This is a genomic window from Flavobacterium rhizosphaerae, assembly GCF_046000445.1.
Classification (GTDB): Bacteria; Bacteroidota; Bacteroidia; order Flavobacteriales; family Flavobacteriaceae; genus Flavobacterium; species Flavobacterium rhizosphaerae.
The window spans coordinates 154,731-178,969 of sequence record NZ_JBELPZ010000006.1; the positions used below are offsets into that span (position 1 = coordinate 154,731).

At 40.7% G+C, this 24,239-nt stretch carries 20 protein-coding genes; 7 read left to right on the forward strand and 13 right to left on the reverse strand.

What is annotated here, in order from left to right:
* Positions 1-26 precede the first annotated feature (26 nt).
* The 4 genes from ABS766_RS08135 to sucC all read right to left on the reverse strand — a co-directional run bounded on the left by ABS766_RS08135 (position 27) and on the right by sucC (position 6,084).
* Positions 27-3,449, reverse strand: a complete 3,423-nt coding sequence (locus tag ABS766_RS08135; protein ID WP_408084635.1) for a methylmalonyl-CoA mutase family protein — start codon at positions 3,447-3,449, stop codon at positions 27-29.
* Positions 3,450-3,518: 69 nt separating this feature from the next.
* A complete protein-coding gene (locus tag ABS766_RS08140; protein WP_408084636.1) occupies positions 3,519-4,175 on the reverse strand; it encodes a VOC family protein in 657 nt (218 codons plus the stop codon).
* Between the two features lie 86 nt (positions 4,176-4,261).
* A complete protein-coding gene (locus ABS766_RS08145) occupies positions 4,262-4,780 on the reverse strand; it encodes a hypothetical protein (RefSeq protein ID WP_408084637.1) in 519 nt (172 codons plus the stop codon).
* 110 nt (positions 4,781-4,890) lie between these two features.
* Positions 4,891-6,084, reverse strand: coding sequence for an ADP-forming succinate--CoA ligase subunit beta (sucC, locus tag ABS766_RS08150; RefSeq protein WP_408084638.1), 1,194 nt, complete (start codon positions 6,082-6,084; stop codon positions 4,891-4,893).
* Positions 6,085-6,274: 190 nt separating this feature from the next.
* Here sucC and ABS766_RS08155 point away from each other — a divergent pair, with 190 nt between their 5' ends.
* Both ABS766_RS08155 and lysA read left to right on the forward strand, forming a co-directional pair.
* Positions 6,275-6,682, forward strand: a complete 408-nt coding sequence (locus tag ABS766_RS08155; protein ID WP_408084639.1) for a hypothetical protein — start codon at positions 6,275-6,277, stop codon at positions 6,680-6,682.
* Between the two features lie 255 nt (positions 6,683-6,937).
* The gene (gene lysA, locus ABS766_RS08160; RefSeq protein WP_408084640.1) at positions 6,938-8,167 is read left to right on the forward strand and encodes a diaminopimelate decarboxylase; all 1,230 of its coding nucleotides are present in this window, start codon (positions 6,938-6,940) and stop codon (positions 8,165-8,167) included.
* A 73-nt stretch (positions 8,168-8,240) separates the two neighbouring features.
* Here the strand turns inward: lysA and ABS766_RS08165 are convergent, their stop codons facing one another.
* The 3 genes from ABS766_RS08165 to ABS766_RS08175 form a co-directional block, all read right to left on the reverse strand.
* Positions 8,241-9,440, reverse strand: coding sequence for a hypothetical protein (locus ABS766_RS08165; RefSeq protein WP_408084641.1), 1,200 nt, complete (start codon positions 9,438-9,440; stop codon positions 8,241-8,243).
* Positions 9,437-9,805, reverse strand: coding sequence for a hypothetical protein (locus ABS766_RS08170; protein WP_408084642.1), 369 nt, complete (start codon positions 9,803-9,805; stop codon positions 9,437-9,439). Before ABS766_RS08170 ends, ABS766_RS08165 begins: the two co-directional genes overlap by 4 nt.
* 182 nt (positions 9,806-9,987) lie before the next feature.
* Positions 9,988-11,013, reverse strand: coding sequence for a threonine aldolase family protein (locus tag ABS766_RS08175; RefSeq protein WP_408084643.1), 1,026 nt, complete (start codon positions 11,011-11,013; stop codon positions 9,988-9,990).
* Positions 11,014-11,070: 57 nt separating this feature from the next.
* Between ABS766_RS08175 and prfB the strand changes: the two genes are divergently transcribed.
* Positions 11,071-12,169 (forward strand): peptide chain release factor 2 gene (gene prfB, locus ABS766_RS08180; RefSeq protein ID WP_408084644.1). Its coding sequence is split into 2 segments (ribosomal slippage): positions 11,071-11,133 and positions 11,135-12,169, totalling 1,098 coding nucleotides; the frame shifts between segments, so codons are not numbered across the junction.
* 288 nt (positions 12,170-12,457) lie between these two features.
* Positions 12,458-13,705 (forward strand): GAF domain-containing sensor histidine kinase, encoded by a 1,248-nt coding sequence (locus tag ABS766_RS08185; protein ID WP_408084645.1) that lies wholly within the window; start codon positions 12,458-12,460, stop codon positions 13,703-13,705.
* Position 13,706: 1 nt separating this feature from the next.
* Here ABS766_RS08185 and ABS766_RS08190 read toward each other — a convergent pair whose 3' ends face one another.
* The 3 genes from ABS766_RS08190 to ABS766_RS08200 form a co-directional block, all read right to left on the reverse strand.
* Complete coding sequence (locus ABS766_RS08190; protein ID WP_408084646.1) at positions 13,707-14,606, reverse strand: phospholipase A; 900 nt, start codon at positions 14,604-14,606, stop codon at positions 13,707-13,709.
* Between the two features lie 115 nt (positions 14,607-14,721).
* Positions 14,722-15,795: an inorganic phosphate transporter gene (locus ABS766_RS08195; RefSeq protein WP_408084647.1), complete on the reverse strand. Its 1,074-nt coding sequence runs from the start codon at positions 15,793-15,795 to the stop codon at positions 14,722-14,724.
* Between the two features lie 25 nt (positions 15,796-15,820).
* The gene (locus tag ABS766_RS08200) at positions 15,821-16,465 is read right to left on the reverse strand and encodes a DUF47 domain-containing protein (protein ID WP_408084648.1); all 645 of its coding nucleotides are present in this window, start codon (positions 16,463-16,465) and stop codon (positions 15,821-15,823) included.
* A gap of 251 nt (positions 16,466-16,716) precedes the next feature.
* On the opposite strand from ABS766_RS08200, the gene ABS766_RS08205 reads away from it, so the two are divergent.
* Positions 16,717-17,832 (forward strand): hypothetical protein, encoded by a 1,116-nt coding sequence (locus ABS766_RS08205; RefSeq protein WP_408084649.1) that lies wholly within the window; start codon positions 16,717-16,719, stop codon positions 17,830-17,832.
* Positions 17,833-17,984: 152 nt separating this feature from the next.
* The gene (locus tag ABS766_RS08210) at positions 17,985-19,613 is read left to right on the forward strand and encodes an acyl-CoA carboxylase subunit beta (RefSeq protein ID WP_408084650.1); all 1,629 of its coding nucleotides are present in this window, start codon (positions 17,985-17,987) and stop codon (positions 19,611-19,613) included.
* 21 nt (positions 19,614-19,634) lie between these two features.
* Here ABS766_RS08210 and ABS766_RS08215 read toward each other — a convergent pair whose 3' ends face one another.
* Complete coding sequence (locus ABS766_RS08215; protein WP_408084651.1) at positions 19,635-20,330, reverse strand: hypothetical protein; 696 nt, start codon at positions 20,328-20,330, stop codon at positions 19,635-19,637.
* Between the two features lie 168 nt (positions 20,331-20,498).
* Here ABS766_RS08215 and ABS766_RS08220 point away from each other — a divergent pair, with 168 nt between their 5' ends.
* A complete protein-coding gene (locus ABS766_RS08220) occupies positions 20,499-22,118 on the forward strand; it encodes a M1 family metallopeptidase (RefSeq protein WP_408084652.1) in 1,620 nt (539 codons plus the stop codon).
* On the opposite strand, the gene ABS766_RS08225 is transcribed toward ABS766_RS08220, so the two are convergent.
* Together ABS766_RS08225 and ABS766_RS08230 are read right to left on the reverse strand one after the other, a co-directional pair.
* A complete protein-coding gene (locus ABS766_RS08225) occupies positions 22,113-23,165 on the reverse strand; it encodes an AMP-binding protein (RefSeq protein WP_408084653.1) in 1,053 nt (350 codons plus the stop codon). The genes ABS766_RS08220 and ABS766_RS08225 overlap by 6 nt on opposite strands.
* Positions 23,149-24,114 carry a CPBP family intramembrane glutamic endopeptidase gene (locus ABS766_RS08230; RefSeq protein WP_408084654.1) on the reverse strand — a complete coding sequence of 322 codons (966 nt, stop codon included), beginning with the start codon at positions 24,112-24,114 and terminating at the stop codon, positions 23,149-23,151. Before ABS766_RS08230 ends, ABS766_RS08225 begins: the two co-directional genes overlap by 17 nt.
* Positions 24,115-24,239 lie beyond the last annotated feature (125 nt).

Genomic DNA, 24,239 nt, shown 5'->3' on the forward strand with positions numbered 1-24,239 from the left:
CAAATACAGGTTTAAAAAAAGTTCAATTACATATTTCTCCGGTACTGCCCCCCTACTTCAAACAAAGCAGCGGTAATCTGCCCTAATGAACATACTTTGGTAGCTTCCATCAACTCTTCAAAAATATTCTGGTTTTTAACGGCAATTTCCTGTATTGTACTTAATTTTTCCTGTGCTTCATTTTTATATGTTTCATGAAGGTTTTCCAGCGTATCTATCTGAAACTGTTTTTCGGCTTCTGTAGCACGTATTACCTCTAATGGCACAACTGTAGGCGACCCCTTACTGCTCAAAAAGGTATTTACGCCTATAATAGGAAATTCGCCCGTATGTTTAAGGGTTTCATAATACAGGCTTTCTTCCTGTATCTTGCTGCGTTGGTACATGGTTTCCATAGCGCCTAAAACACCTCCTCGTTCGGTTATCCTGTCAAACTCGGCTAAAACAGCCTCCTCTACAAGGTCGGTTAATTCTTCTATAATAAACGAGCCTTGTATCGGGTTTTCATTTTTGGCCAACCCTAATTCTTTATTTATAATAAGCTGAATTGCCATTGCACGGCGCACGCTTTCTTCGGTAGGCGTTGTTATGGCTTCATCATATGCATTGGTATGCAAAGAGTTACAGTTATCATAAATGGCATATAATGCTTGTAGCGTAGTGCGTATATCATTAAAATCAATTTCCTGCGCGTGTAAAGAACGCCCCGATGTCTGTATGTGATACTTTAGCATTTGCGCACGCTCGTTAGCGCCATACTTATTTTTAAGTGCCTTAGCCCAGATGCGGCGTGCCACACGGCCTATTACTGCATATTCCGGGTCTATACCATTGCTGAAGAAGAACGAAAGGTTAGGCCCAAAGGCGTTAATATCCATACCGCGGCTCAGGTAGTATTCCACATAAGTAAAGCCGTTGGAAAGCGTAAATGCAAGTTGCGTTATGGGGTTTGCCCCTGCTTCGGCAATATGATAGCCCGAAATAGAAACCGAATAAAAGTTACGCACATTTTGTGTAATGAAATACTCCTGCACATCGCCCATCAAACGAAGGGCAAATTCGGTAGAAAAAATACAGGTATTCTGTGCCTGGTCTTCTTTTAATATATCTGCCTGAACGGTACCCCGTACCTGGCTGAGTGTGCGTACTTTTATTTCATTATATACATCCGCCGGAAGCACCTGATCACCCGTAACCCCTAACAACATAAGGCCAAGGCCATCATTACCCTTTGGTAACTCTCCGTTGTAGCGTGGGCGCTGAGTGCCTTTGGATTTATAAATATCTTCTATTTTTTTATTAACCTCATCTTCAAGTGCGTTTTCTTTTATATAGAGTTCGCATTGCTGGTCTATGGCAGCATTCATAAAAAAGCCTAACAGCATAGGCGCTGGCCCGTTTATGGTCATACTTACCGATGTCATGGCATGGGCAAGGTTAAAGCCGCTATATAGCTTTTTGGCATCATCAAGACAGCAGATGGATACCCCAGCGTTACCAATTTTACCGTAAATATCAGGCCTGTACCCCGGGTCATTACCATAAAGTGTTACACTGTCAAAAGCTGTAGAAAGGCGTTTTGCAGGCATCCCAAGACTCACGTAATGGAAACGCCTGTTGGTACGCTCAGGTCCGCCTTCTCCGGCAAACATACGGGTTGGGTCTTCCCCTTCCCTTTTAAACGGATAAAGCCCTGAGGTGTACGGAAATTCTCCGGGTACATTTTCCTGAAGGCACCAACGCAAAATATCTCCCCACGCCTGGTATTTTGGCAGGGCAACTTTTGGTATTTGTGTATGTGATAACGACTCAGTATGTGTTTTTATACTAATTTCTTTATCGCGTACCTTAAACGTATACACCGGGTTTTTGTATTTATTTACTTTATCATCCCACGTTGTAATAACCTCCCAGTTATAAGGGTCAAGATCCATTTTTACACGGTCAAACTCAGCAATGAGCATTTTAAGGAAGTCTTCGCTTCCCTTAGCATTAAGCTTATCACTATCCAAGCCAAATTTGGTAAGCTCCGGTTGTGTGCCCGCAACAGATTCGATAGTTTTATATATACCGTAAAGTTTTTGTGCTACTTCCTGCTGGCTGGCAGCCATAGCATCATAATTACGGTTGTTTTCGGCAATTTCACTAAGGTAACGGGTACGTTTTGGCGGGATAACATAAATTTTCTCGCTCATTTCCCTTGTAATTTCAAAGGTAGAAGTAAGGTTTGCACCTGCTTTATCTACCAACACATCCATAATTTTTTTATAGAGCGTATTCATACCGGGATCGTTAAACTGCGAGGCAATAGTACCAAATACTGGCAAATCATCGGGTTTGGCATCCCACAGGTTATGGTTACGCTGGTATTGTTTTTTTACATCGCGCAGCGCATCCAGCGCACCGCGTTTATCAAACTTGTTTATCGCCACTAAGTCGGCAAAATCAAGCATGTCAATTTTTTCAAGCTGTGTAGCGGCACCAAATTCAGGCGTCATTACATATAAAGAAACATCGCTGTGTTCTAATATCTCGGTATCGCTTTGCCCAATACCCGATGTTTCAAGAATAATCAGGTCATATTTAGCTGCCTTAAGTACCTGTATGGCCTCAGCAACATATTTAGAAAGCGCCAGATTGCTTTGCCTTGTAGCCAGCGAACGCATATATACCCGAGGGTTATTTATGGCGTTCATCCTTATACGGTCGCCCAATAGCGCGCCACCTGTTTTACGTTTAGATGGGTCTACAGAAATAATACCCAGTGTTTTCTCGGGGAAATCAATAAGAAAGCGTCGCACCAGTTCATCTACTAATGATGATTTACCGGCGCCACCTGTACCGGTAATACCTAATACAGGGGTAGATATATCTTTATTTTGCTCATGTATAGTTTCCAGTGCCGGTTTTGCTACTTCAGGGAAATTTTCTGCTGCAGATATAACCCTTGCAATAGCAGTAGGTTTTTTATCTTCCAAATGCTTTACCTCTCCGTTAAGTTTATCCCCAATAGGATAATCAGAGCGTTCCACAAGATCATTTATCATGCCCTGTAAGCCAAGTTCACGCCCATCGTCTGGTGAGTATATACGGGTTATACCGTATTCCTGTAATTCTTTTATTTCTTCAGGCAGTATTACACCGCCCCCGCCGCCAAATATTTTTATATGCCCTGCCCCTTTTTCCTTTAAAAGGTCATACATGTATTTAAAATACTCGTTATGCCCGCCCTGATACGAGGTCATGGCTATGGCATTGGCATCTTCCTGTATGGCCGTATTTACAACTTCTTCCACACTGCGGTCATGCCCGAGGTGAATTACTTCTACACCGGTAGACTGTATAATGCGGCGCATAATGTTTATGGCAGCATCATGCCCGTCAAAAAGAGAGGCTGCGGTTACTATACGTACTTTATTTTTAGGAATATAAGGAGTTACAGGTTGCATAATGAAATATCTTCAATTTTAAGGCTGCAATTTAGCAAATTGCTGAGAATTTTTAAAAATATAGCGTAATTATTCCCTGATAATGTGGTTTACATTGCCATCGTTGATAAACAGCACGCGCAAAGGATATTGGTGCGACTGTACTGCCGTAGGATACCAATGCCTGCCTTTTTGTGCTAAAATAAAAAGGCCGTTCTCATTGCCCACTACGGTAAAATTATCTCTGGGTGGCTGGTTTATATAATTGGGTATACCAAACTCCTGCCACAAATAAGCGGCCAGAGCAGGCACATTATCATCTGCAAAGCCTATTTCACTAATGTTTATAAAGCTTTCATTTGTAAAAGGCATGCTCCCTGAGTTTTTTTTGGAGTTGCGGGTAATTACCTCAACTATATTGCCGTTATTATCATAAAAATAAAATGACTTTGCATTCCAATTGGCAAAGTCGGCTATGGTACCACCGGTTTGCACCGGCAGTAGTTCAACCCGTTCTTTAATTACACGGTAGGCCTCTAAAAAAAGATTGTTGGGAATTTCTATAGCAAAATGGTATACCGGCTTGCGGTTACTTGTAGCTTTAAATATTAATTTGGTACCACCAATCTGGTAAAACAGCAGAGTTTGCTGTTCCTTATGGTAAGGCTCAACATCCAGTATTTTTTTATAAAATTTTTCTGTCGCAGTAATATCGCTACTGTGCAGTTCAACTTCCAGAATATCCATATAGTAAGTGATATGGTACTAAGATAATGATTTTGAGGCTGGTCTTACTAAAATTTATGATAATGTTAAAATGTTTTATATATCTACTATTCCTGCAAAACTTTTTCAAATTTCAGATAGCCTCCTGTGAAATTTGATATTCCCGGATCACAACAAGTTAAAAATCCTGAGTCTTTAAGTGTAAGGAGTGTTCCACTCATCTGTACAATTTGATTGGTAATATTATAATCATCACCCATGAATGTGAGCGTGAAAAATGCCGGATCATTTATATTTTCCGTATACCATGGAAGATATTCATAATTATCATGAAATATAATACAATCACTGTTTTCAGGATTACCCAAAACCATCATTTGGCTTGTACCATCAGCATTTAATACAAGTATATTATTTTTATTACAACCGTTCCATTGTGAATAAAGATTGGTTGATGCTTCACCGTCATTATTGATGTCAAGAGGTTCATCACTATACCAGCCAACTAATTTCCATTGCCCAACAAGCATAGAGGGATGATTACCATATTCTTGTTTTTTTGTATCATCATTATTGCAACCCATAAATAAAAATGACAATATTAATAGCGAAAATATTTTTTTCATGATAAAATTGATTATGGTTTTTTATTAAGATGCATAAAAAATAAAAACGTTGCGTAATAAAAAATGGCTGCCTTACGGCAGCCATTTTTTATCGGTATATTATTCTCTAATTAAGACAAAGCTGCCTTAACCTGGTCTGCCGCTTCCTGGAACAATGTTGCAGAAAGAATAGGCATACCTGAGTTATCTATAAGTTCTTTTGCAATTTCGGCATTAGTACCCTGCAGGCGCACAATTATAGGCACTTTGATAGAGTCGCCCATATTTTTATAAGCGTCAACCACACCCTGGGCCACACGGTCGCAACGTACAATACCTCCAAATATGTTTATAAGGATTGCTTTTACGTTAGGGTCTTTAAGAATGATACGGAAAGCTGTTTCTACACGCTTGGCATCGGCAGTACCACCCACGTCAAGGAAGTTTGCCGGCTCAAAGCCTGCATATTTAATAAGGTCCATAGTTGCCATGGCAAGGCCTGCGCCATTAACCATACAACCTACTGTACCGTCAAGGTCTACATAGTTAAGCCCAACTTCTTTAGCTTCAACCTCAATTGGGTTTTCCTCACGCACATCGCGCATATCGGCATATTTCTTTTGGCGGAAAAGTGCATTATCATCTAATACTACTTTAGCGTCTACCGCAAGAATTTTATCATCAGACGTTTTAAGTACCGGATTAATTTCAAACATAGAAGAGTCGCTCTCTACATATGCTTTGTAAAGTGAGTCAACAAACTTCACCATTTCTTTAAACGCATTGCCACTAAGGCCAAGGTTAAAAGCAATCCTCCTGGCTTGAAAGCCCTGTAGGCCCACAGCCGGGTCTATTTCTTCGGTAAAAATACGGTCCGGAGTTTTTTCGGCAACTTCTTCTATATCCATACCACCTTCGGTAGAATACATAATCATATTGCGCGCTGCACCCCTGTTAAGTAGTACAGACATATAAAATTCTGAAGGTTCACTGTCACCAGGGTAGTAAACATCTTCAGCCACAAGTACTTTGTGTACTTTTTTACCGGTAGGAGGCGTTTGCGGGGTAATAAGGTCCATACCTATTATCTGCCCTGCAATCTCTTCAACCTGCTGAAGGTTTTTGGCAAGCTTAACACCACCGCCTTTACCACGGCCACCCGCATGTATTTGGGCTTTAATTACGTGCCATCCGGTACCGGTTTGTGCTGTAAGTTCTTTAGCGGCTGCAACAGCCTCGGCAGCATTGTTTGCCACAATACCGCGCTGCACACGCACACCGTGGCTTGCCAGTATTTCTTTTCCCTGATATTCGTGTAAATTCATGATATATGCATTTTCTTATTAAAAGTGGAACAAAAATAGCAAATAACATCCAATAGCTGAAAGTAATTTTTAACTTTTTGCCCTGTAAAAAAATACATCTGCAAAACGCAACCACAAGACAGGGTTTGTATCTTACTATAGCATATAGCCCCACAGCTATATATGTAAACCTGTAAATAACACACCACACATGAAATTTTTTACCCTCATTACGTCCGCCATTTTACTGGCCAGTTCCTGCAACGGCGATGATCCTTCACCGGTGCAATATACCAACAACTGGAACCTTATTAATGTGAGCGGTGGCTTTGGCGGATTTGATTCTGACTTTGAGCCCGGCTCTATTACCTGGTCTTTTAACAATGACAACAGCACTATTACCGTTGTAAATAATAATACTGATCAAACGGCAGAAGATTTTTTTGACAGTGGCAACTATAGCTTTACTATAGCGGCAGATGAAAATTTATGCCCACAGTTTTTAACCGCTAATGAAATGGAGATAGGGTGTATAGACCTAAGCAATGAAGGCGAAACTATGGTAATAAAACAATTGCACATTGCAGACGGATTTACACTCACTTTTAAAAAATCATAAACTACATACCATCACCTTGCTATCATTAAAATTATTAACAGGCTTACCGCCTTTAAAATTGATAGGTATGAAAGAGACATTAATTTTTATCATCTTTTTTCCCATTTTAGTACTGTTTGGAACAGGAAGCGGAAAATAACATCATTAACTATATTTGTTATAAATAAAACAATTTGTTATTTTTTGTTAACCTTCTGTTATTTGCTTGTTTACATAGAACATAGTGACTAATTTTGCTTTACATAAACAAAAAATATGGAAGCGAAACAGCTGTTGCAATTAGCAGATGAATTTGGGGGGCCACTGTATGTTTACGATGCGGCTAAAATACAATCACAATATCGTAAACTGGAAAAAGCCTTTTCTAAAGTAGGTAATTTAAGGATAAATTATGCTGTAAAGGCACTCAGCAATATATCTATATTAAAATTGCTTAAGCAGATGGGCTCCGGGCTTGATACGGTTTCTATAGAGGAGGTACGCCTTGGGCTTTTGGCCGGTTTTGCACCAGAGACTATTATTTATACCCCAAATGGTGTAAGTATGGAGGAAATTGAAGAAGTAGCCGCACTGGGCGTACAAATAAATATAGATAACCTTTCTATTTTAGAGCAGTTTGGCGCAAAGCACCCAAAAACACCGGTATGCATACGCATAAACCCACACATTATGGCGGGGGGCAACAGTAATATATCGGTTGGGCATATAGACAGTAAATTTGGTATCAGTATTCACCAGCTACCACACTTATTGCGCATTGTAGAGAATACAGGCATGCACATTAACGGTATACACATGCATACCGGCAGCGATATTTTAGATGTGGGTGTATTTTTATATGCTGCAGAAATTTTGTTTGAAACTGCCATGCATTTTAAAGAACTGGAATTTGTTGACTTTGGCAGCGGATTTAAGGTGCCTTATAAAAAAGACGATATACAAACTGATATTGAAGAACTTGGCAAAAAACTAAGCCGCAGGTTTAATACTTTTTGCGAGGCCTATGGGCGTGAACTTACCCTGGCCTTTGAGCCGGGTAAATTTTTAGTGAGCGAAGCAGGCTTTTTTATTGCTAAGGTAAATGTAGTAAAGCAAACAACCAGTACAGTATTTGCCGGGATAGACAGCGGTTTTAATCACCTGATACGTCCTATGCTTTATGGGTCTCACCATTTTATTGAAAATATAAGTAACCCTAAAGGTAAAGAGCGTTTTTACAGCGTAGTGGGATATATTTGCGAAACAGATACTTTTGCAAGTAACCGCCGTATTGCCGAAATTAAAGAAGGTGACATGCTTTGCTTTAGAAATGCAGGCGCTTATTGCTTTAGCATGAGCAGTAACTATAATTCGCGTGTGCGCCCTGCCGAAGTACTTTGGTACGAAGGCAAAGGCCACCTGATACGCCAGCGCGAAACTTTTGAAGACATTACCCGCAACCAGGTCATCATGGATTTTGAGCCTGCCGTTGCCACTACCGCTTAGGTTATATATATATTGTTATTTTATTAAGCCGCAACCCTTAAAAAGTTGCGGCTTTTTTCAACATTATCTATAACTAATTTAGTTCGGGTGTGACTTTCTGTTTACTGAATAATGAATAATTAAGCCCAAAGATTGAAAAGAAAGTATTGTTGGTTATTCTTACATCGTCAAAATCTTTTCCGAGTGATATATTAAAGCTTATATTTTCGGTAAAGGTATATGATGCCTGGGCTGCCAGGCGGTAAGTAAAGTCTTTTTCTACGCGTATAATTGCCATACCACCACTGTTTAAGTCCGGTATCTCGGTGCGGTACCACCGCGCCATACCTTCAACAGAAACATTAAAATCTTTTCCCTCTTTAATATATCCTATACCGGCATCCATATTATAACTTGTGGTATCAGATACACGTGTCATAAAACGTGTAGTAAGTGTCCATGCATCAGTATCAGTAAAATAGTTATTGGCATTTAGCCACAACCCAAATTTTTGAAATGCCTGGTCGTGTACTTCAGTCTGAAATTTGGCTGCAGAAGCAAGTTCCAGGCTAAACCCTATACGTTTATTACTAAGTTCTATGACATTTTCGGCTAAAGCATCCATATTGGTCTTTTCAGCAAAAAGGCGGTTAATTTCTGCACAAAACATTATAAGCGATTCTTTTGTGTCATCATAATTATCTTTTATTGCATTAGTAATAGATAGGAAAGTATCCACTAATTCAGGTGAAGTATTTTCCCTTTGCATATTGCTTGTTAAATTATCTATTAATGCTTGCTTTGTAGTGATACTGCCCCTATTAACAAACCCACGTGCCGAGCTGAAAAAACTCATAATGGTTTGTTTATCTTTTAAATCTCTTTCCTTTTTTTCAAATTCATCCGTAAGTACCCCTCTAATCAATTGAATACGTAGCCCGACACCCAAATTATTATTACCTGAAACACTATCTTGTACCGTTGCGGCAGAAAGGGATAACGTTTGTAATAGCAACTGTTTCCCTTTAGCCTCCAGATACTCTTCGCGGCTAAGTTGGGGCCTGCTTTTAAGCCAGTAAGGAGCTACTTCCATACCCAGGTTCATTTTTAGTTTACCGCTTTCGTCAAAGGAATTAAGTACGTCGGTTGCTAATTTTTTTGTGTTATTAGGCCGCATTACAGCCGATGGTTCGTAATCCAGTATGCTAAATGCCGGGGTGTTGGGTATCTGCAAATCCTGAGACCATACCGCTGCATTAATAAACAGAAAAATTAAAAATAATTTTATTTTCATAGCTCCAGTTTGTTCAATTTCAATTGCAGTGTATAGCATACCGTATCAAGATGTTGTGGCACTTCCTTTTTATAGGGGCCAAACTTTATACGTTCTTCCTGGTTAGCATTTTGTAGATAAACAGTCATGCTCGTCCAGTTTGTTTCTAACAATTTATCCTTTACGGTAACAGCAACAGTAACCCATTGGTCGGCTTCATTAATGCTGTGTATAGTACCCGGGGCATTGGTACTAATCAGATCAATACCATTGAATATCAAATAACCGCCCCCTTGCCCATCTCCTATTTTGACTGAAATTGTGAGTGGGAACGAAGCCTGCGAAACATTGCAAAAGTCTTCTGCATCATAGTAAATAATTGCCATTTTAGTAATTTTAAAGTTATAGTGTAAATATAACTGAAAATCAAAATATTACAATACCCAATAGTAGGTATATTCATACTAAAAAAATCTGAATTGTAAATTAAAAATAGTGATATCTAAGATAATGTCAAAGGAGAGATATTTAGTATTTTGCACCTCGAAACCTGAAACTTTAAACAAAATTAAATATTGATTTTAGTCAACGTTTCTAATACATACTGGTGCATCACCTCTTTATAGTCAAGGTGGGTAACAATGCGCAGTTTGCCTTTACCAAGCCCGCTTATAAAAATATTTCTGCGTTTTAATAGCTCTATAAATGCCTGCTCATTATACTGCGGCCTGAGTGAAAATATAAGTATATTAGTTTCTACCGGCTCTACAACATCTATCCATGGCATTTGCTGTAACACTTCGCCCAGTTGTTTGGCGCGGCGATGGTCTTCATCAAGGCGGCCTACATTATTTTTAAGCGCATACAGCCCTGCCGCAGCCAGGTACCCCGCCTGCCGCATGCCGCCGCCTAGTACTTTACGTATGCGTAATGCCCGGTTTATATCGGCCTTACTGCCTGCTAACACTGAGCCTACGGGAGCGCCCAATCCTTTAGATAAGCATACCGATATGGTATTAAACAACTCTCCAAACTGTTTGGGGTGCTGTTTTTTTGCCACAAGCGCATTCCATAAACGGGCACCATCAAGGTGGTATTTAAGATTGTTGCTGGTACAAACTTCTTTTATCTCTTTCAGGGTTTGCAGGCTGTAACAGGCTCCGCCACCTTTGTTGGTAGTATTTTCCACACACACCAGTGTAGTGAGCGGACTGTGATAAAAATCGGGCGGATTTATAGCATCCTGCACCTGTTTGGCAGTAACCATGCCGCGGATACCGTCAATTAACTTTGCCGAAACCCCGCTGTTAAACGCAATACCGCCGCCTTCATAATTATATACATGCGCCCATTTATCACAAATAAGCTCATCGCCCGGCTGGGTGTGCAGCTTAATGGCCGCCTGGTTTGCCATAGTACCGGAGGGAAAAAACAATGCGGCTTCCATACCAAAAAGGTTTGCCACCGTTTCTTCCAGTTCGTTCACGGTTGGGTCATGCTTATACACATCATCACCCACCTTTGCCCTAAACATGTGCTGCAGCATTTCGTGCCCCGGTTTGGTTACCGTATCGCTTACCAGATTTATTTCCATATTATTAAAAAAGGATGCTTACTTTTGCGTAACGTAACTACAAAACTACATTAATTTATGACAAATACCGAACAGATAAAAGGTATTATAGAGCGTCTTGGTGCGCTGAGGAGGTATCTTTGACATCGACAGGAAGTTAATAGAAATAGCTAACGAAGAAGAGAAGACTTTTGCCCCTGATTTTTGGAACAATGCTAAAGAAGCCGAAATTATAGTGCGGCAGCTGCGCAGCAAAAAGAAATGGGTTGAAGACTATGAAAAAGGTACTACCATGGCCGAAGAGCTACAGGTAATGTATGAGTTTTTTAAGGAGGGCGATGTTAGTGCCGAAGAGCTTGACGAGCAATATAATGCCACTATTACCCATATAGAGAACCTGGAGTTTAGAAATATGCTGAGCGACGAGGGCGACAGCATGAGCGCCGTATTGCAGATTACTGCGGGGGCCGGTGGTACCGAGAGTTGCGACTGGGCCAGTATGCTGATGCGTATGTATATTATGTGGGGCGAAAAAGAAGGCTATAAAGTTAAAGAGCTTAACTTTCAGGCCGGGGAGGTTGCCGGTATTAAAACCGTAACGCTGGAGTTTGAGGGCGATTATAGTTTTGGTTACCTGAAAGGTGAAAACGGGGTACACCGTTTGGTACGCATTTCCCCGTTTGACAGTAATGCCAAACGCCATACCTCATTCGCCTCGGTATATGTGTACCCGCTTGCCGATGATACTATTGAAATTGAGGTAAACCCTGCCGATATATCATGGGAAACTATGCGAAGCAGCGGTGCGGGAGGCCAGAACGTAAACAAGGTAGAAACTGCAGTACGCCTGCGCCACCACCCTACGGGTATTATTATTGAAAACTCCGAAACCCGTTCGCAGCTGGATAATAAAACCAAAGCCATGCAATTGCTTAAATCTCAATTATATGAAATTGAGCTAAAGAAACGCCAGGCCATGCGCGACGAAATTGAAGCGGGTAAAATGAAAATTGAATGGGGCTCGCAAATACGCAATTATGTAATGCACCCCTATAAATTGGTAAAAGATGTACGTACAGGGCAGGAAACCAGTGACGTTGATGCCGTAATGAATGGCGAAATTGATCCGTTTTTAAAAGCCTACCTGATGATGATGGGGCAAAAAGAAGAAGAGTAAGCTATTTTCCATTTCGACGGAACAAAGTCGAGTGGAAAAATCTACAATAGTAAACCTGCACTTGAAAAGTTGCAGGTTTTTTTATTAAAATTGAATTTATAAATCAAAATATAATTCAGAGCCGAAATTAAAGTGATTAAAGGAATTAAATGACAAATAAGAATTTACATCCTACAACCCTATTTATTATAATATTATGTTAATATAACTACAATAAAAATATAAATTGTATTTTTACAGGCAGGAATTTTCTCTTTAAACATTTCTTAAAATTCCTGATGATGTTGTATGACAATGACCAAGAAAAGCCTTATACCGAAAGACGACGGCCTGCGGCTTGAAAAGCTACGCGATTACCAGATATTGGATACCCATTCTGAAGATACGTTTGATAACATAGCCCTAATGGCCCTACAGGTTTTTGGCACTTCTTCGGCCTTTATAACTTTTGTGGATGAAAACCGGGTGTTTTTAAAATCAAACCTGAGCCCACTCAACAAAAACGAAATTCACCGTAACGACAGTATTTGCAGCCGTGCCATTTTTCATAATGAGGTAACGGTTTATAATGACACCCATAACGAACCGGAGTTGCTTGAAAGCCCTTATGTATCGGCAGATGGGGGTATACGTTTTTATGCCGGGGCACCGCTAAAATCGCCCGAAGGTTTTAATATGGGCACTATTTGTGTTACTGACTCTGTACCGCGCGAGTGCACGCCTGAGCAGCTTACTATATTAAAGACACTCTCTAAGATTATTATTGATAAGCTGGAGAATAAAATGCGTTACCGCAAATCATTAGAAAGCCAGGTTAACCTGATGAATATTGCGCTGCATGAAATAAAAAATCCGCTGGCGAGTATCAAACTCGCTAATGAGATTATTACCAAAAATACTGCCACTGCCGAAAGGATGACTGTTAATATAAAATCGGCAGTAGACAATATACAGAAAAAACTTTCAGAATACCTGGCACACAGTGAACTGGAAGAAAAAGATATGGCCCTTAATATTCAGGATGTAGATATTACCGCCATGTTTAAACGCCTGGTAAACAATTTTGAATTGCTTGCGCATCGCAAAAAACAAAAAATTGAGCTGTATATTGATGACAACCTGCCTTCTGTAGAGGCTGACCGCGAAAAGATACTGGATGTGCTACACAACCTGCTTAGTAATGCCATAAAATACAGTTACCATAACACTACCATAAAAGTAAGTGCCCGCGAAGCCGGAAATTATTTGCATATTGAAGTGAAAGACGAAGGACAGGGGCTTAATTTTAACGACCTTCAAAAATTATTTACCAAATTTGCCAAGCTGAGCTCTAAGCCCACAGGTAAAGAAACTTCAACCGGTATAGGGTTATCTATAACAAAATCTTTTGTCGAGCTGCACAGGGGTAATATTTATGCCATGAGCCCGGGTAAAGAAAAAGGTACTACCTTTATTGTGTCTTTACCTTTTAAATATTCTGCTTCTGGGCAACAGGCAGCCGAGGCAGTGCCCGGTAATTCATACAAACAGGCTTAACTTAAAGCCATTCTATAAGCGATATACCAATACCTATAGTGGTTTGGCGGTTATTATAGTCTATAAGCGTTTCGCCGTAGCCATGTGTTACCTGCAAATACCCTTTAAGGTTGCCATCTATACGGTATGACCACGAGGCTTCGGCATAGCCGTGCAAATGGCTGTTAAGCTGAAAATTTGTACTCCCTGTAAAGGTTACAATATGCCTGCCGGCGGTATAAATACCTATGGCCTCTCCCCTGCCTATAAAATGCTGTATATCCGGGTTATCATCTACATCATCAGGCATGCGGTACCACGGGCGCAGGTATACCTGAAAATCGCCCACCTCAAAACCGGCCTGTACTATAATACGGTTCCAGCTTCGTGACAGCGGGGTATCCCTCCCATTGCTCTGGTGGTTAAGCGCTATACCCAGCATGCGGTTTTTTACCCCGAATATATCCCAGTTGGTGGCAAAATTAAGTATAAATTCAGGCTCATAATTGGTTTCCCTAAAAGGGCGCGATAAAGAGGCATTATATATTTGCCAATGCGACTTTTGGGTATACGCGCCCCACAAATCGCCATGCCCCCAAAAAATTCCCTGAAATATTTTTACCTTAAAGCTCAACTGAAATTTAGCCTCCAGATTATTAAGGTCTATATTATTGGGGTTTATATAATCTTCTCCCGTATTACCGCTCTGGGGTTGCCCGTTAGGGTGGCTGCTCCACCGCAGGGGTAAAAGATATACGGGTTTATAAGGGGTAAATACAAAAGTACCGGATGAAGTAAGGGTATCAAGCTCCCACCGTTGCGACATAGAACGCGGGCGTGAATTATTAAAAACTGAAGCAATTTGAGCCGAGGCTGTAATATTTATAATTAATAAAACTATAACGACTGAAAATCGCTTCATTGCCAATACTTTTTGTGGTAAAGATAGAAAAGCTCACTAAACTCTTATTAGAAAATCTTACAAAAAAAATCCGTTACCGGCAGGCAACGGATTTTAAGTATATTTTTTGTGCAAATTAACTGAATAATGCGGTTATGCCTCTTATAACGTAATACACAATGGCTGCCAATACAGCAGAAACAGGTATGGTAAGTATCCACGCCCAAAGCAAGCTTATGGTTACACCCCAGCGCACAGCAGATATCCTTTTGGTTATACCTACCCCAATAATAGAACCGGTTATGGTATGTGTGGTAGATACAGGTATACCCCAATGTTCTGTAAGGTATAGTGTTATAGCGCCTGAGGTTTCGGCAACCACACCTTCAAAAGAGTTTACTTTGGTTATTTTACTGCCCATGGTTTTTACAATCTTCCAGCCACCGCTCATGGTACCAAGACCCATCATGATAAAACTGGTAAGCGGCACCCAGCCCCACTCCATTACAAAAGTTTTAAAAGGGTCTGCCGAATTTATAAATACAGGGTCGCCTGTACTGATATGATAATAAATTACGGCAGCACCAATAATACCCATTACCTTTTGAGAGTCATTAGCACCATGCCCAAGGCTAAAAAGCGCCGAAGACACCAGCTGCAGGCGGCGGAACCATTTATCTGCCTTGCTTGGGTTTGCATTACGGCAAATATTGAGCAGTAAAACCGCAAGCAGGTATGCCACAACCATACCCAAAAAGGGCGCTGCGAAAATAAACAGTACAATAGGTATAACCTTGGCATAATTTATTACAGTACTAAGGTCTGCACCATCTACCAACGCTGCATGCGCAAGGGCTGCGCCCATAAAACCGCCAATAAGCGTGTGCGATGATGACGAGGGTATACCGAGTTTCCAGGTAAGCAGGTTCCAGGTGATGGCCGCAATAAGCCCCGCCAAAATAACCTCGAGGGTAATAAAATCTTCACTTACTGTTTTGGCAATGGTATTACCAATTTTAAATTCGCCAATAATATAGCGCGAAATAAAATAAGCCAGAAAGTTAAAAAACGCTGCCCATAGCACCGCCTGAAAAGGTGTAAGCACTTTTGTGGCTACTATGGTGGCTATAGAGTTGGCGGCATCATGAAAGCCGTTTATATAGTCAAATGCAAATGCTAAAACAATTATTACAATAAGAAGTGTAAACATAATGTTGTAGTACAGGATTTAGTAATTAAGAATGTTTTACAGCAATAGACTCTAAAACATTAGAAACCCCTTTGCATTTATCTGCAGCAGACTCCAATGCAGATAACACCTCTTTATAAATAATGATCTGTTTAACATCGGTTTCGTTTTCAAAAATATCGGCAACCGCCTTATCAAAAACACTGTCAGACTTATTCTCAAGCTTGTTCAGTTTTTTACAGGCTTCGGTAATACCTTTAAGGTTTTTCATATCCTTAAGGTCAAATACAGCCGTTTGTATCAGTTTACACGCGTCAAGGGTAATCTCGGTCATTTTGCGTATAGACTTGGTAATTTTTTCTATCTGGTATAAACGCATCCTGCTGGCAGCGCCATAAAGGTAATCGGCTACATTATCTATAGATGATATAAGGGCATAAATATCTTCACGGTCAAAAGGTGTAATAAAATTACGGCTCAGCTCCAGATTCATAGTATGGGCTATACCCTCTATAACCGATTCTAATTCCTCAATTTTCCTGAAATATTCTTCCCTTTGGGATTTTGGCGCATTTACAGCTTCATGCAGTGTTTCGGCTAAAATTACCAGATTTTGAGTAGCTTGCTCAAATAATGGGAAAAATTTCCTGTCTTTTGGTACAAGAAACTGAAAGATGTTGTTTATAGACATTTAGATAAATTTAAACTGCCGCAAAGGTACCTTTGATGTGTTAAGAAATGGTTAACAAATTATAAACAACACATTATTAAACACTACGTAAACGTATTATAATTAACTTGAACTGTTTTGTTTATGCATTAACTTTAAATTTGGCCGGCCCCTATTATATGGCGTTATGGCCTGATTTAACAATCGCTTTAAAAACATACACGGGCAATTACATATGTAAAAGCTACTTTTGTCTTGTAAATAACATACAAATGAAAATAAAACAGCGAAAAAAAACTCCTCCTTTAAGCCTTATAGAACGTTTTTCTGACGAAAAAGTATTCCTGATAATTATTTTCTGCATCTTTATGGCCAGCGCCCTATTTTACGGGCAGCCACAGGTTGCTATGTGGATAGGTTTTTTAACTGCAGCCTATGCCACAGTATCTAATGACAGTATACAATCGCTCGGCACGTTTATAGAAAGCAACAGGCAGCGTAAATGGTATGTACTCTGGCTGTATGTTGGGGCTATTTTTGTGGCAACAGTAACTGTAAGTTACATAATTTTTGATGGCGATGTTACCTACCAGCGCCTTTTGGATGCCCAGGGCAACAGCCCATACCCCCACCCGCAAGAATTTTCGTTTTTTATGCTTATGGCACCCCTGGTGCTGCTGATACTAACCCGTTTACGGATGCCGGTATCTACCACTTTTTTAATGCTTAGTGTATTTACGGCATCATCAAGCGGTATTACCTCTATGGTAACCAAAAGCGTCTCGGGTTATATTATAGCGTTTATCGTATCTGCGTTGATATGGTATTTTGGCTATAATTATATACGCCGCAAATTTAAAAGCAGGGAGGTACACCCCGGCTGGATGGTGGCCCAATGGCTGGTAAGCGGCCTGCTGTGGTCTGTATGGGTAATGCAGGATGGCGCTAATGTGGCAGTATTTTTACCCCGAAGGCTGGATATTACACAATTTGTTATTTTTTGCCTGGTGATATTCTGTGGGCTTGGCCTGCTATTTTACCTTAGGGGCGATAAAATTCAGCAGGTTGTGAGCGAAAAAGTACGCATTTCTGATGTAAGGGCTGCCACACTTATTGATTTTACTTATGCCCTGATACTTATCTATAAATTATTTATAAGTACCGTACCCATGAGTACCACCTGGGTATTTCTGGGGCTTATTGGCGGGCGCGAAATAGCCGTAAACCTGGCTCGGCTTAAAAAAGGCAAAAAGCATAAAACAAAAGCCATGCGCCTTATCGGTAAAGACTTTTTATTTGCCTCTATAGGCCTTATCATATCGGTAATGCTGGCTGCAACGGTAAACCCGGCCATTAAAAATGACCTTCTTGATTTTTTTGGGTTTTAAGCGCTGCTAAATTATAATGATAAAGGAGCTGTGTTTTTTAACCGGCTCCTTTTTTATTTTATTAATATTATCAAAGTACAATCTGTAATTCGTAAACGATTTCGTATTTTTACCTTATTAAATTGCATAATCATTAAAATTATCGCTTTAAAATGGATATTAACTTCAACAAAAACGAAGACCACAATAAACTATTGCTTTCTGATTTAAAACGCAAACTGGCACACGTAAAACTGGGCGGTGGCGAAAAACGTATTGCCAAACTGCATGGTGAGGGTAAAATGACTGCACGCGAACGCATTGATTATCTATTAGATGCAAATGCACCCCGCATAGAAATTGGCGCCTTTGCAGGAGATGGCATGTATGCTGATCACGGCGGCTGCCCCTCTGGTGGGGTTGTGGTAGAAATTGGCTATGTGCAGGGCAGGCAATGCATAGTAGTAGCTAATGATGCCACTGTTAAGGCCGGGGCGTGGTTCCCCATAACCGGAAAGAAAAACCTGCGTGCGCAGGAAATTGCCATAGAGAACAGGTTACCAATAATCTATTTAGTAGACAGCGCCGGGGTATACCTGCCGTTGCAGGATGAAATTTTTCCGGATAAGGAGCATTTCGGGCGGATATTCCGCAATAATGCCATTATGAGTAGTATGGGCATTACCCAGATTGCTGCCGTTATGGGCAGCTGTGTTGCCGGCGGCGCTTACCTGCCCATTATGTGCGATGAAGCGCTGATTGTTGATAAAACAGGCAGTATATTTTTGGCAGGCAGTTATCTTGTAAAGGCTGCCATTGGCGAAAATATAGATAATGAAACCCTTGGGGGCGCCACCACACATAGCGAAATAAGCGGTGTTACCGATTATAAAGCCAAGGATGACAAAGATGCCCTGGATACCATTAAAAATATTGTTGATAAAATTGGCGATTTTGATAAAGCCGGTTTTAACCGTAAAGCAGCGGCAAAACCTGCGCTTGATGAAAAAGAGCTTTACGGCCTGTTGCCAAAAGCGCGTAATGAGCAGTATGATATGCTTGAAATTATAAAACGCCTGGTAGATGACAGTGAATTTGAAGAGTATAAAGAAGGTTATGGCCAAACCCTCATTACCGGCTATGCCCGTATAGACGGCTGGGCGGTAGGCATTGTTGCCAACCAACGGAAGGTGGTTAAAAGTAAAAAAGGCGAAATGCAGTTTGGTGGTGTAATATACAGTGACAGTGCCGATAAGGCTACCCGCTTTATAGCCAACTGCAACCAAAAGAAAATTCCGCTGGTATTTTTGCAGGATGTTACCGGCTTTATGGTAGGCTCTAAAAGCGAACACGGCGGTATAATTAAAGACGGTGCCAAAATGGTAAATGCCGTAAGCAATTCAGTTGTACCTAAATTTACTATTGTGGTAGGCAACAGTTACGGCGCAGGCAACTATGCAATGTGTGGCAAAGCGTATGATCCACGCCTGATAGCCGCCTGGCCCAGCGCAGAACTTGCCGTTATGGGAGGCGCCCAGGCCGCAAAAGTACTTATGCAGATAGAAGCCCACTCCCTTAAAGCCAAAGGCGAAGCAGTAGATGCCGAAAAAGAGGAAGCCCTGTTTAAAAAAATAAAGGCGAAGTATGACGAGCAGGTATCGCCATACTACGCCGCTGCAAGGCTCTGGACCGATGGTATAATTGACCCGCTGGACACCCGTAAATGGATCTCTATGGGCATAGAGGCCGCTAACCATGCCCCTATTGAAAAGCCTTTTAATATGGGGATATTGCAGGTGTAACTAAAAACTGCGCCTGCCGTTTTATCCTTTAGTTTGATCTTTAGGGGTTAAATTTTCGGTAGTTTTAAGATAGGTACTAATTATTTCGGGTATATCTTCTTCTCCCTTCAGTTCTTTATTTTTTACCCTTTCTACCAATTCCGGGTCTTCTGTAAGGTGATAGGTTACGCCCTTTTTTATACCGCCCAGGTGTCCGGTAATGTAGAGCATATTGGCTTTTTCAGCGCCTTTCTTCCTTATGTAATAAGCCGTTGTGGGTAAATCGCGACCCTGTACGTACCGGTAAAACAAATATATTTCGCCCGTTTCACTGTTAACCCGGTATTTTTGAGACTCAACATAAAATGTCACATAATTGTTCCGGCCTGCTATCAATAACAATGATTTACCTAATGAAGCATTACCTTTGATTGTAGGCACAGCAGGTATATTTTCATAATGGTAGGTATGCCCCTGTTCAGAAGTAACCGTTACCGTTTCAATATCAGAACGATTTACGGTTTCCTTTTTACCTTTTTGTGTAGGTTTAAAGGCTATAAAATTTTCCTTTGAAGAATTAGGCACCATAACATATCCTTCTTTAATAGTACTATCAACAAGCTTAATACTGCCTGCCCAATACGGGTTTGTATTTATATTTTGTGCGGCCGCTTGGTTTACTACAGCACAAAGCATAAAGGTTACAAACAGAAACTGTTTAAGTAAATTCTGCTTCATTGTTAATTATTTAAGGTTAAGTGATTTATGACGTTAAAGTACAAATAAAAACGTATCAAAATCAAAAAGCTAATATTAAATTTTTTGTGACTTTTTGTGTAAGTAAATGCTTAGAAATCTGTAACAATTTCATAATTTGCAAAACACGTAAAAACCGTTAGCGCATACATGAAAAATTGTTTAAACACCTTACTTTTATTGCTGTTTGCACTCTCAGCAGCAGCCCAAACTTTTACAAGGCGCGATACCTTGCAAGGAGGGTTGCGCCCCGAGCGCACCAGTTATGATGTGCAGCGTTATGACCTAAATATTACAATAAATCCGGATAAAAAATATATCTCAGGCTATAATGATATTACGTTTAATGTGGTAGCCGAAACTGCTAAAATACAGGTTGACCTGTTTGAAAACATGCAGGTAGACAGTATTGTTTTTGAAAATAAAGTACTGGAGTACAAACGTGATAACGATGCTGTGTTTATACATTTCCCTAAAAGTTTAGCAGAAAAATCAGAGCAAAAAATATGTTTTTATTACAGCGGAAACCCTGTAATTGCCCGCAATGCCCCTTGGGACGGCGGGTTTATTTTTAGCCAGGACAGTAACAATAAACCCTGGATAGGCGTAGCGGTTCAGGGTACAGGGGCCAGCCTGTGGTACCCGGTTAAAGATACCCAGACCGATGAGCCTGACCAAGGTGCTACCATAAAAGTAGCAGTACCCAACGGCCTTATGGATGTTAGCAACGGCAGTCTATTGGGCCGTACCAACCTGGGTAATGGCTATACCCGTTGGGACTGGGAAGTAAAAAACCCCATAAACAACTATGACATTACGGTAAATATTGCCGATTACGCCCACATTCATGACAACCTAAACGGTTTGGATTTAGATTATTATGTGCTTCAGGAAAATAAAGATAAGGCGGCTAAGCAGTTTGAGGAAGTTAAGCCAATGCTGGAATGTTTTCAGGAGAAATTTGGCCCCTACCCTTTTTATGAAGACGGCTATAAACTGGTAGAAACCCCGTATTTAGGCATGGAGCACCAGAGTGCCGTAGCCTACGGAAATAAATATAAAAAGGGCTATTTGGGTAACGATTTGTCTTATAGTGGTATAGGGATGCTATTTGACTATATTATAGTACATGAAAGCGGGCATGAGTGGTTTGGTAACAGTATAACTTCCAGCGACATAGCCGACATGTGGATTCACGAAGCTTTTACCACTTATGCTGAAAGCGTATATGTAGAATGCCGCTACGGTTACGAAAAAGCGCAGAAATACATTAATGGCGAAGGCCGTAATGTACTAAATGACAAACCTATAATAGGTATTTTCGGAGTAAATAAAGAAGGCAGTGGCGATATGTATTTTAAGGGGGCGCTTATGCTCAACACCATGCGGCACATTGTAAACGATGATAATAAATGGTGGGAAATTCTGCACAATTTTGCAGTTTTCTTTCACAATAGTGTCCTAAATTCACAGTCAGTTGTGAACTATTTTAGTACCCAAAGTGGCATATCTTTCACACCTGTGTTTAACCAGTACCTGCATTATACCCAAATTCCGGTTTTGCAGTTAAAAGTATCGGGTAACAAGTTGCAATACCGCTGGCAAACCGATGAACCCAATTTTACCATGCCGGTAGAAATTTCAGTTGATGGAAAAACAATAAGGCTACAGAGCACCAACCACTGGCAAAAAACAAAAATAGCCTGCAAAACCTTGGAGGATATTACTGTAGCCACCGATAAATTCTACGTAAAAGTACAAAAGCTATAGTGCCGCATCCAGGCTTTTATGGCGTATTACCTTTCCGGAAGCTGTTTCGGCAAACTGCTCCCTGAAAATTACTTCCCGGGGTTTTTCAAATTTACCTAATGATGAAAATATAGTCTCATCTATATCGTAAGGTTTCCCTTCTATTACTAACACCAGCCTGTTACCCAGCCTGTCGTCTGCCACGCCGGCCACAAAAAACCTCCGGGCAATATGGGGCGCCAGCTTTTCTTCAATCTGTTCCGGAAACAATTTTATGCCTCCGCTGTTTATCACATTATCAAAACGGCCTTTCCATTCAAAATGGCTTTCATCAATAACATCAACCACATCATTGGTAATCAAAAGTTTTTCGCTAAGTTTTGGCGTATCAATTACCAGGCACTGCCTGTCATCTGTTGTAATAGCAACATCAGGCAGTACTGTAAAGGCAGCTTCCCCTACCCGTTTTACGGCGATGTGAGATACCGTTTCGGTCATACCATACGTTTCATACACCGCTGTAGGCAGGCTACCAAGCTTTTCGGCCAGGGCTGCATTTACTTTAGCCCCCCCAAGTATTACCTGTTTAATTTTATAAAGTTGTTGTATCGATTCTTCTGCCTGCAAGGGCACCAGGGCAGCAAAATCATACCCAGTTTTAATCCCCTGTAACGGATCAGATGAGGGCGGCACAACATCGAGTTCCCAACCCAGTACCAGTGCGCGTACCATCATCATTTTCCCGGCAATATAGTGTAGAGGAAGGCAAAGCAGCGCTTTGGTTCTGGCAGGGAGGTCAAAAAAACGGCCCGTAGCAAGTGCAGAATGTACCATAGCCTGTTTGCTTACCCTAATTTCTTTTGGTTTGCCTGTAGTGCCCGAGGTATGCATAACAATATAATTGTTCGCATCAAACCAGTCCAGCAAAAAGCGGCCCATCTGCTGTTCAAAATCGCTGCCTTCTTTAATATAGGCATAAGCCACCCGGCTCAAATCTTCTTTGCTAAAGTAAAAACCATTCAGCATAAAGGCAGGGTGCACAAAAGTATAATCAATAGCGGGTATCAAACGTGTCAGTTTCTTCGGTTATTATTACAGGCTTAGGTAGTACCTTACCTGTTAGTTTTTCTTTCCAGTTACTCCATTTATATACTTTGGCAAACAAAAGCAACAGCAATGGGTAGATTACCAGCACAGGAACCAATACATCAAAACCGGCAGAAGGCTCTGATACATCTTTAAGCACCGAATCGGTTTGAAAAGCTGTCCAGTCTGCCGTTACCAGCAAAGCAGCTACCAGGTTATTAGCTGCGTGAAAGCCTAATGTAAGCTCATTTCCTTCGTCCATCAGGGTAATTATACCTAATAAAAAGCCCGTGCCTATATAATAAATTATTATAAAGTAACCCATTTTTTCTACCTCAGGGTTAAGTATATGCAGCAGCCCGAAAAATACCGATGTTACCACCAGCGGCACCCACCTGTTTTTTGCCAACAGCCCGAAACCCTGCATAAGATACCCCCTGAAAAGTAGCTCTTCCAGAGAAGTTTGCAGTGGTATCATCAATATCCCTATTACAGCAAGTATCAGGAAAGCACCGGGATTAAACTGTACTACATAATCGGCAGGGTTAGAAAAATAATCAATTGCCGTAGTGGCTAAAGAAAATACTGCCCAGATAAAAAAAGCAAAAAACACACGTTTCCAGTCTACCCGCGGGCGCGATGTAATAATGTCTTTAAGTTTTTGCTTATGCAACAGTTTAACAACCAGTAAAAGTGCTGCAAGCGCTGTTACAAAAGTAAGCAGCATATAAAACAGGGTAGCATTACGGTCCAGGTAATTATATACAGCAGTATCAGTCATGGGCAGCGGTTCGCCGGTATTCATGCTGTGCACCTGCATAGCAATTACCATAGGCACCTGGCCCAGCAGCATGGCAAGAAAAACAAGGAGTGTGCCCAGCATGTATTTCCAGAAAGTATTACCGGGTACAAAAGCTTTTTGTATAAACATGTTTTATCAGTTTGCAATAATTGTTGAAAGTAGTAAAAATATAAAGGAATTTTAAAAAAAATATTCACTCTTAACTTACAGACAAACAATAATGTAAGAATATTTTTTTAAATGTTTAACATAAT

Bases quoted from the DNA above. Each gene is read 5' to 3' on its own strand.
- ABS766_RS08140 (WP_408084636.1), bottom strand. From the start codon at position 4,175: ATGGATATTCTGGAAGTTGAACTGCACAGTAGCGATATTACTGCGACA.
- lysA (WP_408084640.1), top strand. From the start codon at position 6,938: ATGGAAGCGAAACAGCTGTTGCAATTAGCAGATGAATTTGGGGGGCCA.
- ABS766_RS08220 (WP_408084652.1), top strand. From the start codon at position 20,499: ATGAAAAATTGTTTAAACACCTTACTTTTATTGCTGTTTGCACTCTCA.
- ABS766_RS08195 (WP_408084647.1), bottom strand. From the start codon at position 15,795: ATGTTTACACTTCTTATTGTAATAATTGTTTTAGCATTTGCATTTGAC.
- ABS766_RS08205 (WP_408084649.1), top strand. From the start codon at position 16,717: ATGAAAATAAAACAGCGAAAAAAAACTCCTCCTTTAAGCCTTATAGAA.
- ABS766_RS08165 (WP_408084641.1), bottom strand. From the start codon at position 9,440: ATGAAAATAAAATTATTTTTAATTTTTCTGTTTATTAATGCAGCGGTA.
- ABS766_RS08145 (WP_408084637.1), bottom strand. From the start codon at position 4,780: ATGAAAAAAATATTTTCGCTATTAATATTGTCATTTTTATTTATGGGT.
- ABS766_RS08200 (WP_408084648.1), bottom strand. From the start codon at position 16,465: ATGTCTATAAACAACATCTTTCAGTTTCTTGTACCAAAAGACAGGAAA.
- sucC (WP_408084638.1), bottom strand. From the start codon at position 6,084: ATGAATTTACACGAATATCAGGGAAAAGAAATACTGGCAAGCCACGGT.
- ABS766_RS08175 (WP_408084643.1), bottom strand. From the start codon at position 11,013: ATGGAAATAAATCTGGTAAGCGATACGGTAACCAAACCGGGGCACGAA.
- ABS766_RS08215 (WP_408084651.1), bottom strand. From the start codon at position 20,330: ATGAAGCAGAATTTACTTAAACAGTTTCTGTTTGTAACCTTTATGCTT.
- ABS766_RS08185 (WP_408084645.1), top strand. From the start codon at position 12,458: ATGACAATGACCAAGAAAAGCCTTATACCGAAAGACGACGGCCTGCGG.
- ABS766_RS08190 (WP_408084646.1), bottom strand. From the start codon at position 14,606: ATGAAGCGATTTTCAGTCGTTATAGTTTTATTAATTATAAATATTACA.
- ABS766_RS08135 (WP_408084635.1), bottom strand. From the start codon at position 3,449: ATGCAACCTGTAACTCCTTATATTCCTAAAAATAAAGTACGTATAGTA.
- ABS766_RS08155 (WP_408084639.1), top strand. From the start codon at position 6,275: ATGAAATTTTTTACCCTCATTACGTCCGCCATTTTACTGGCCAGTTCC.
- ABS766_RS08170 (WP_408084642.1), bottom strand. From the start codon at position 9,805: ATGGCAATTATTTACTATGATGCAGAAGACTTTTGCAATGTTTCGCAG.
- ABS766_RS08230 (WP_408084654.1), bottom strand. From the start codon at position 24,114: ATGTTTATACAAAAAGCTTTTGTACCCGGTAATACTTTCTGGAAATAC.
- ABS766_RS08210 (WP_408084650.1), top strand. From the start codon at position 17,985: ATGGATATTAACTTCAACAAAAACGAAGACCACAATAAACTATTGCTT.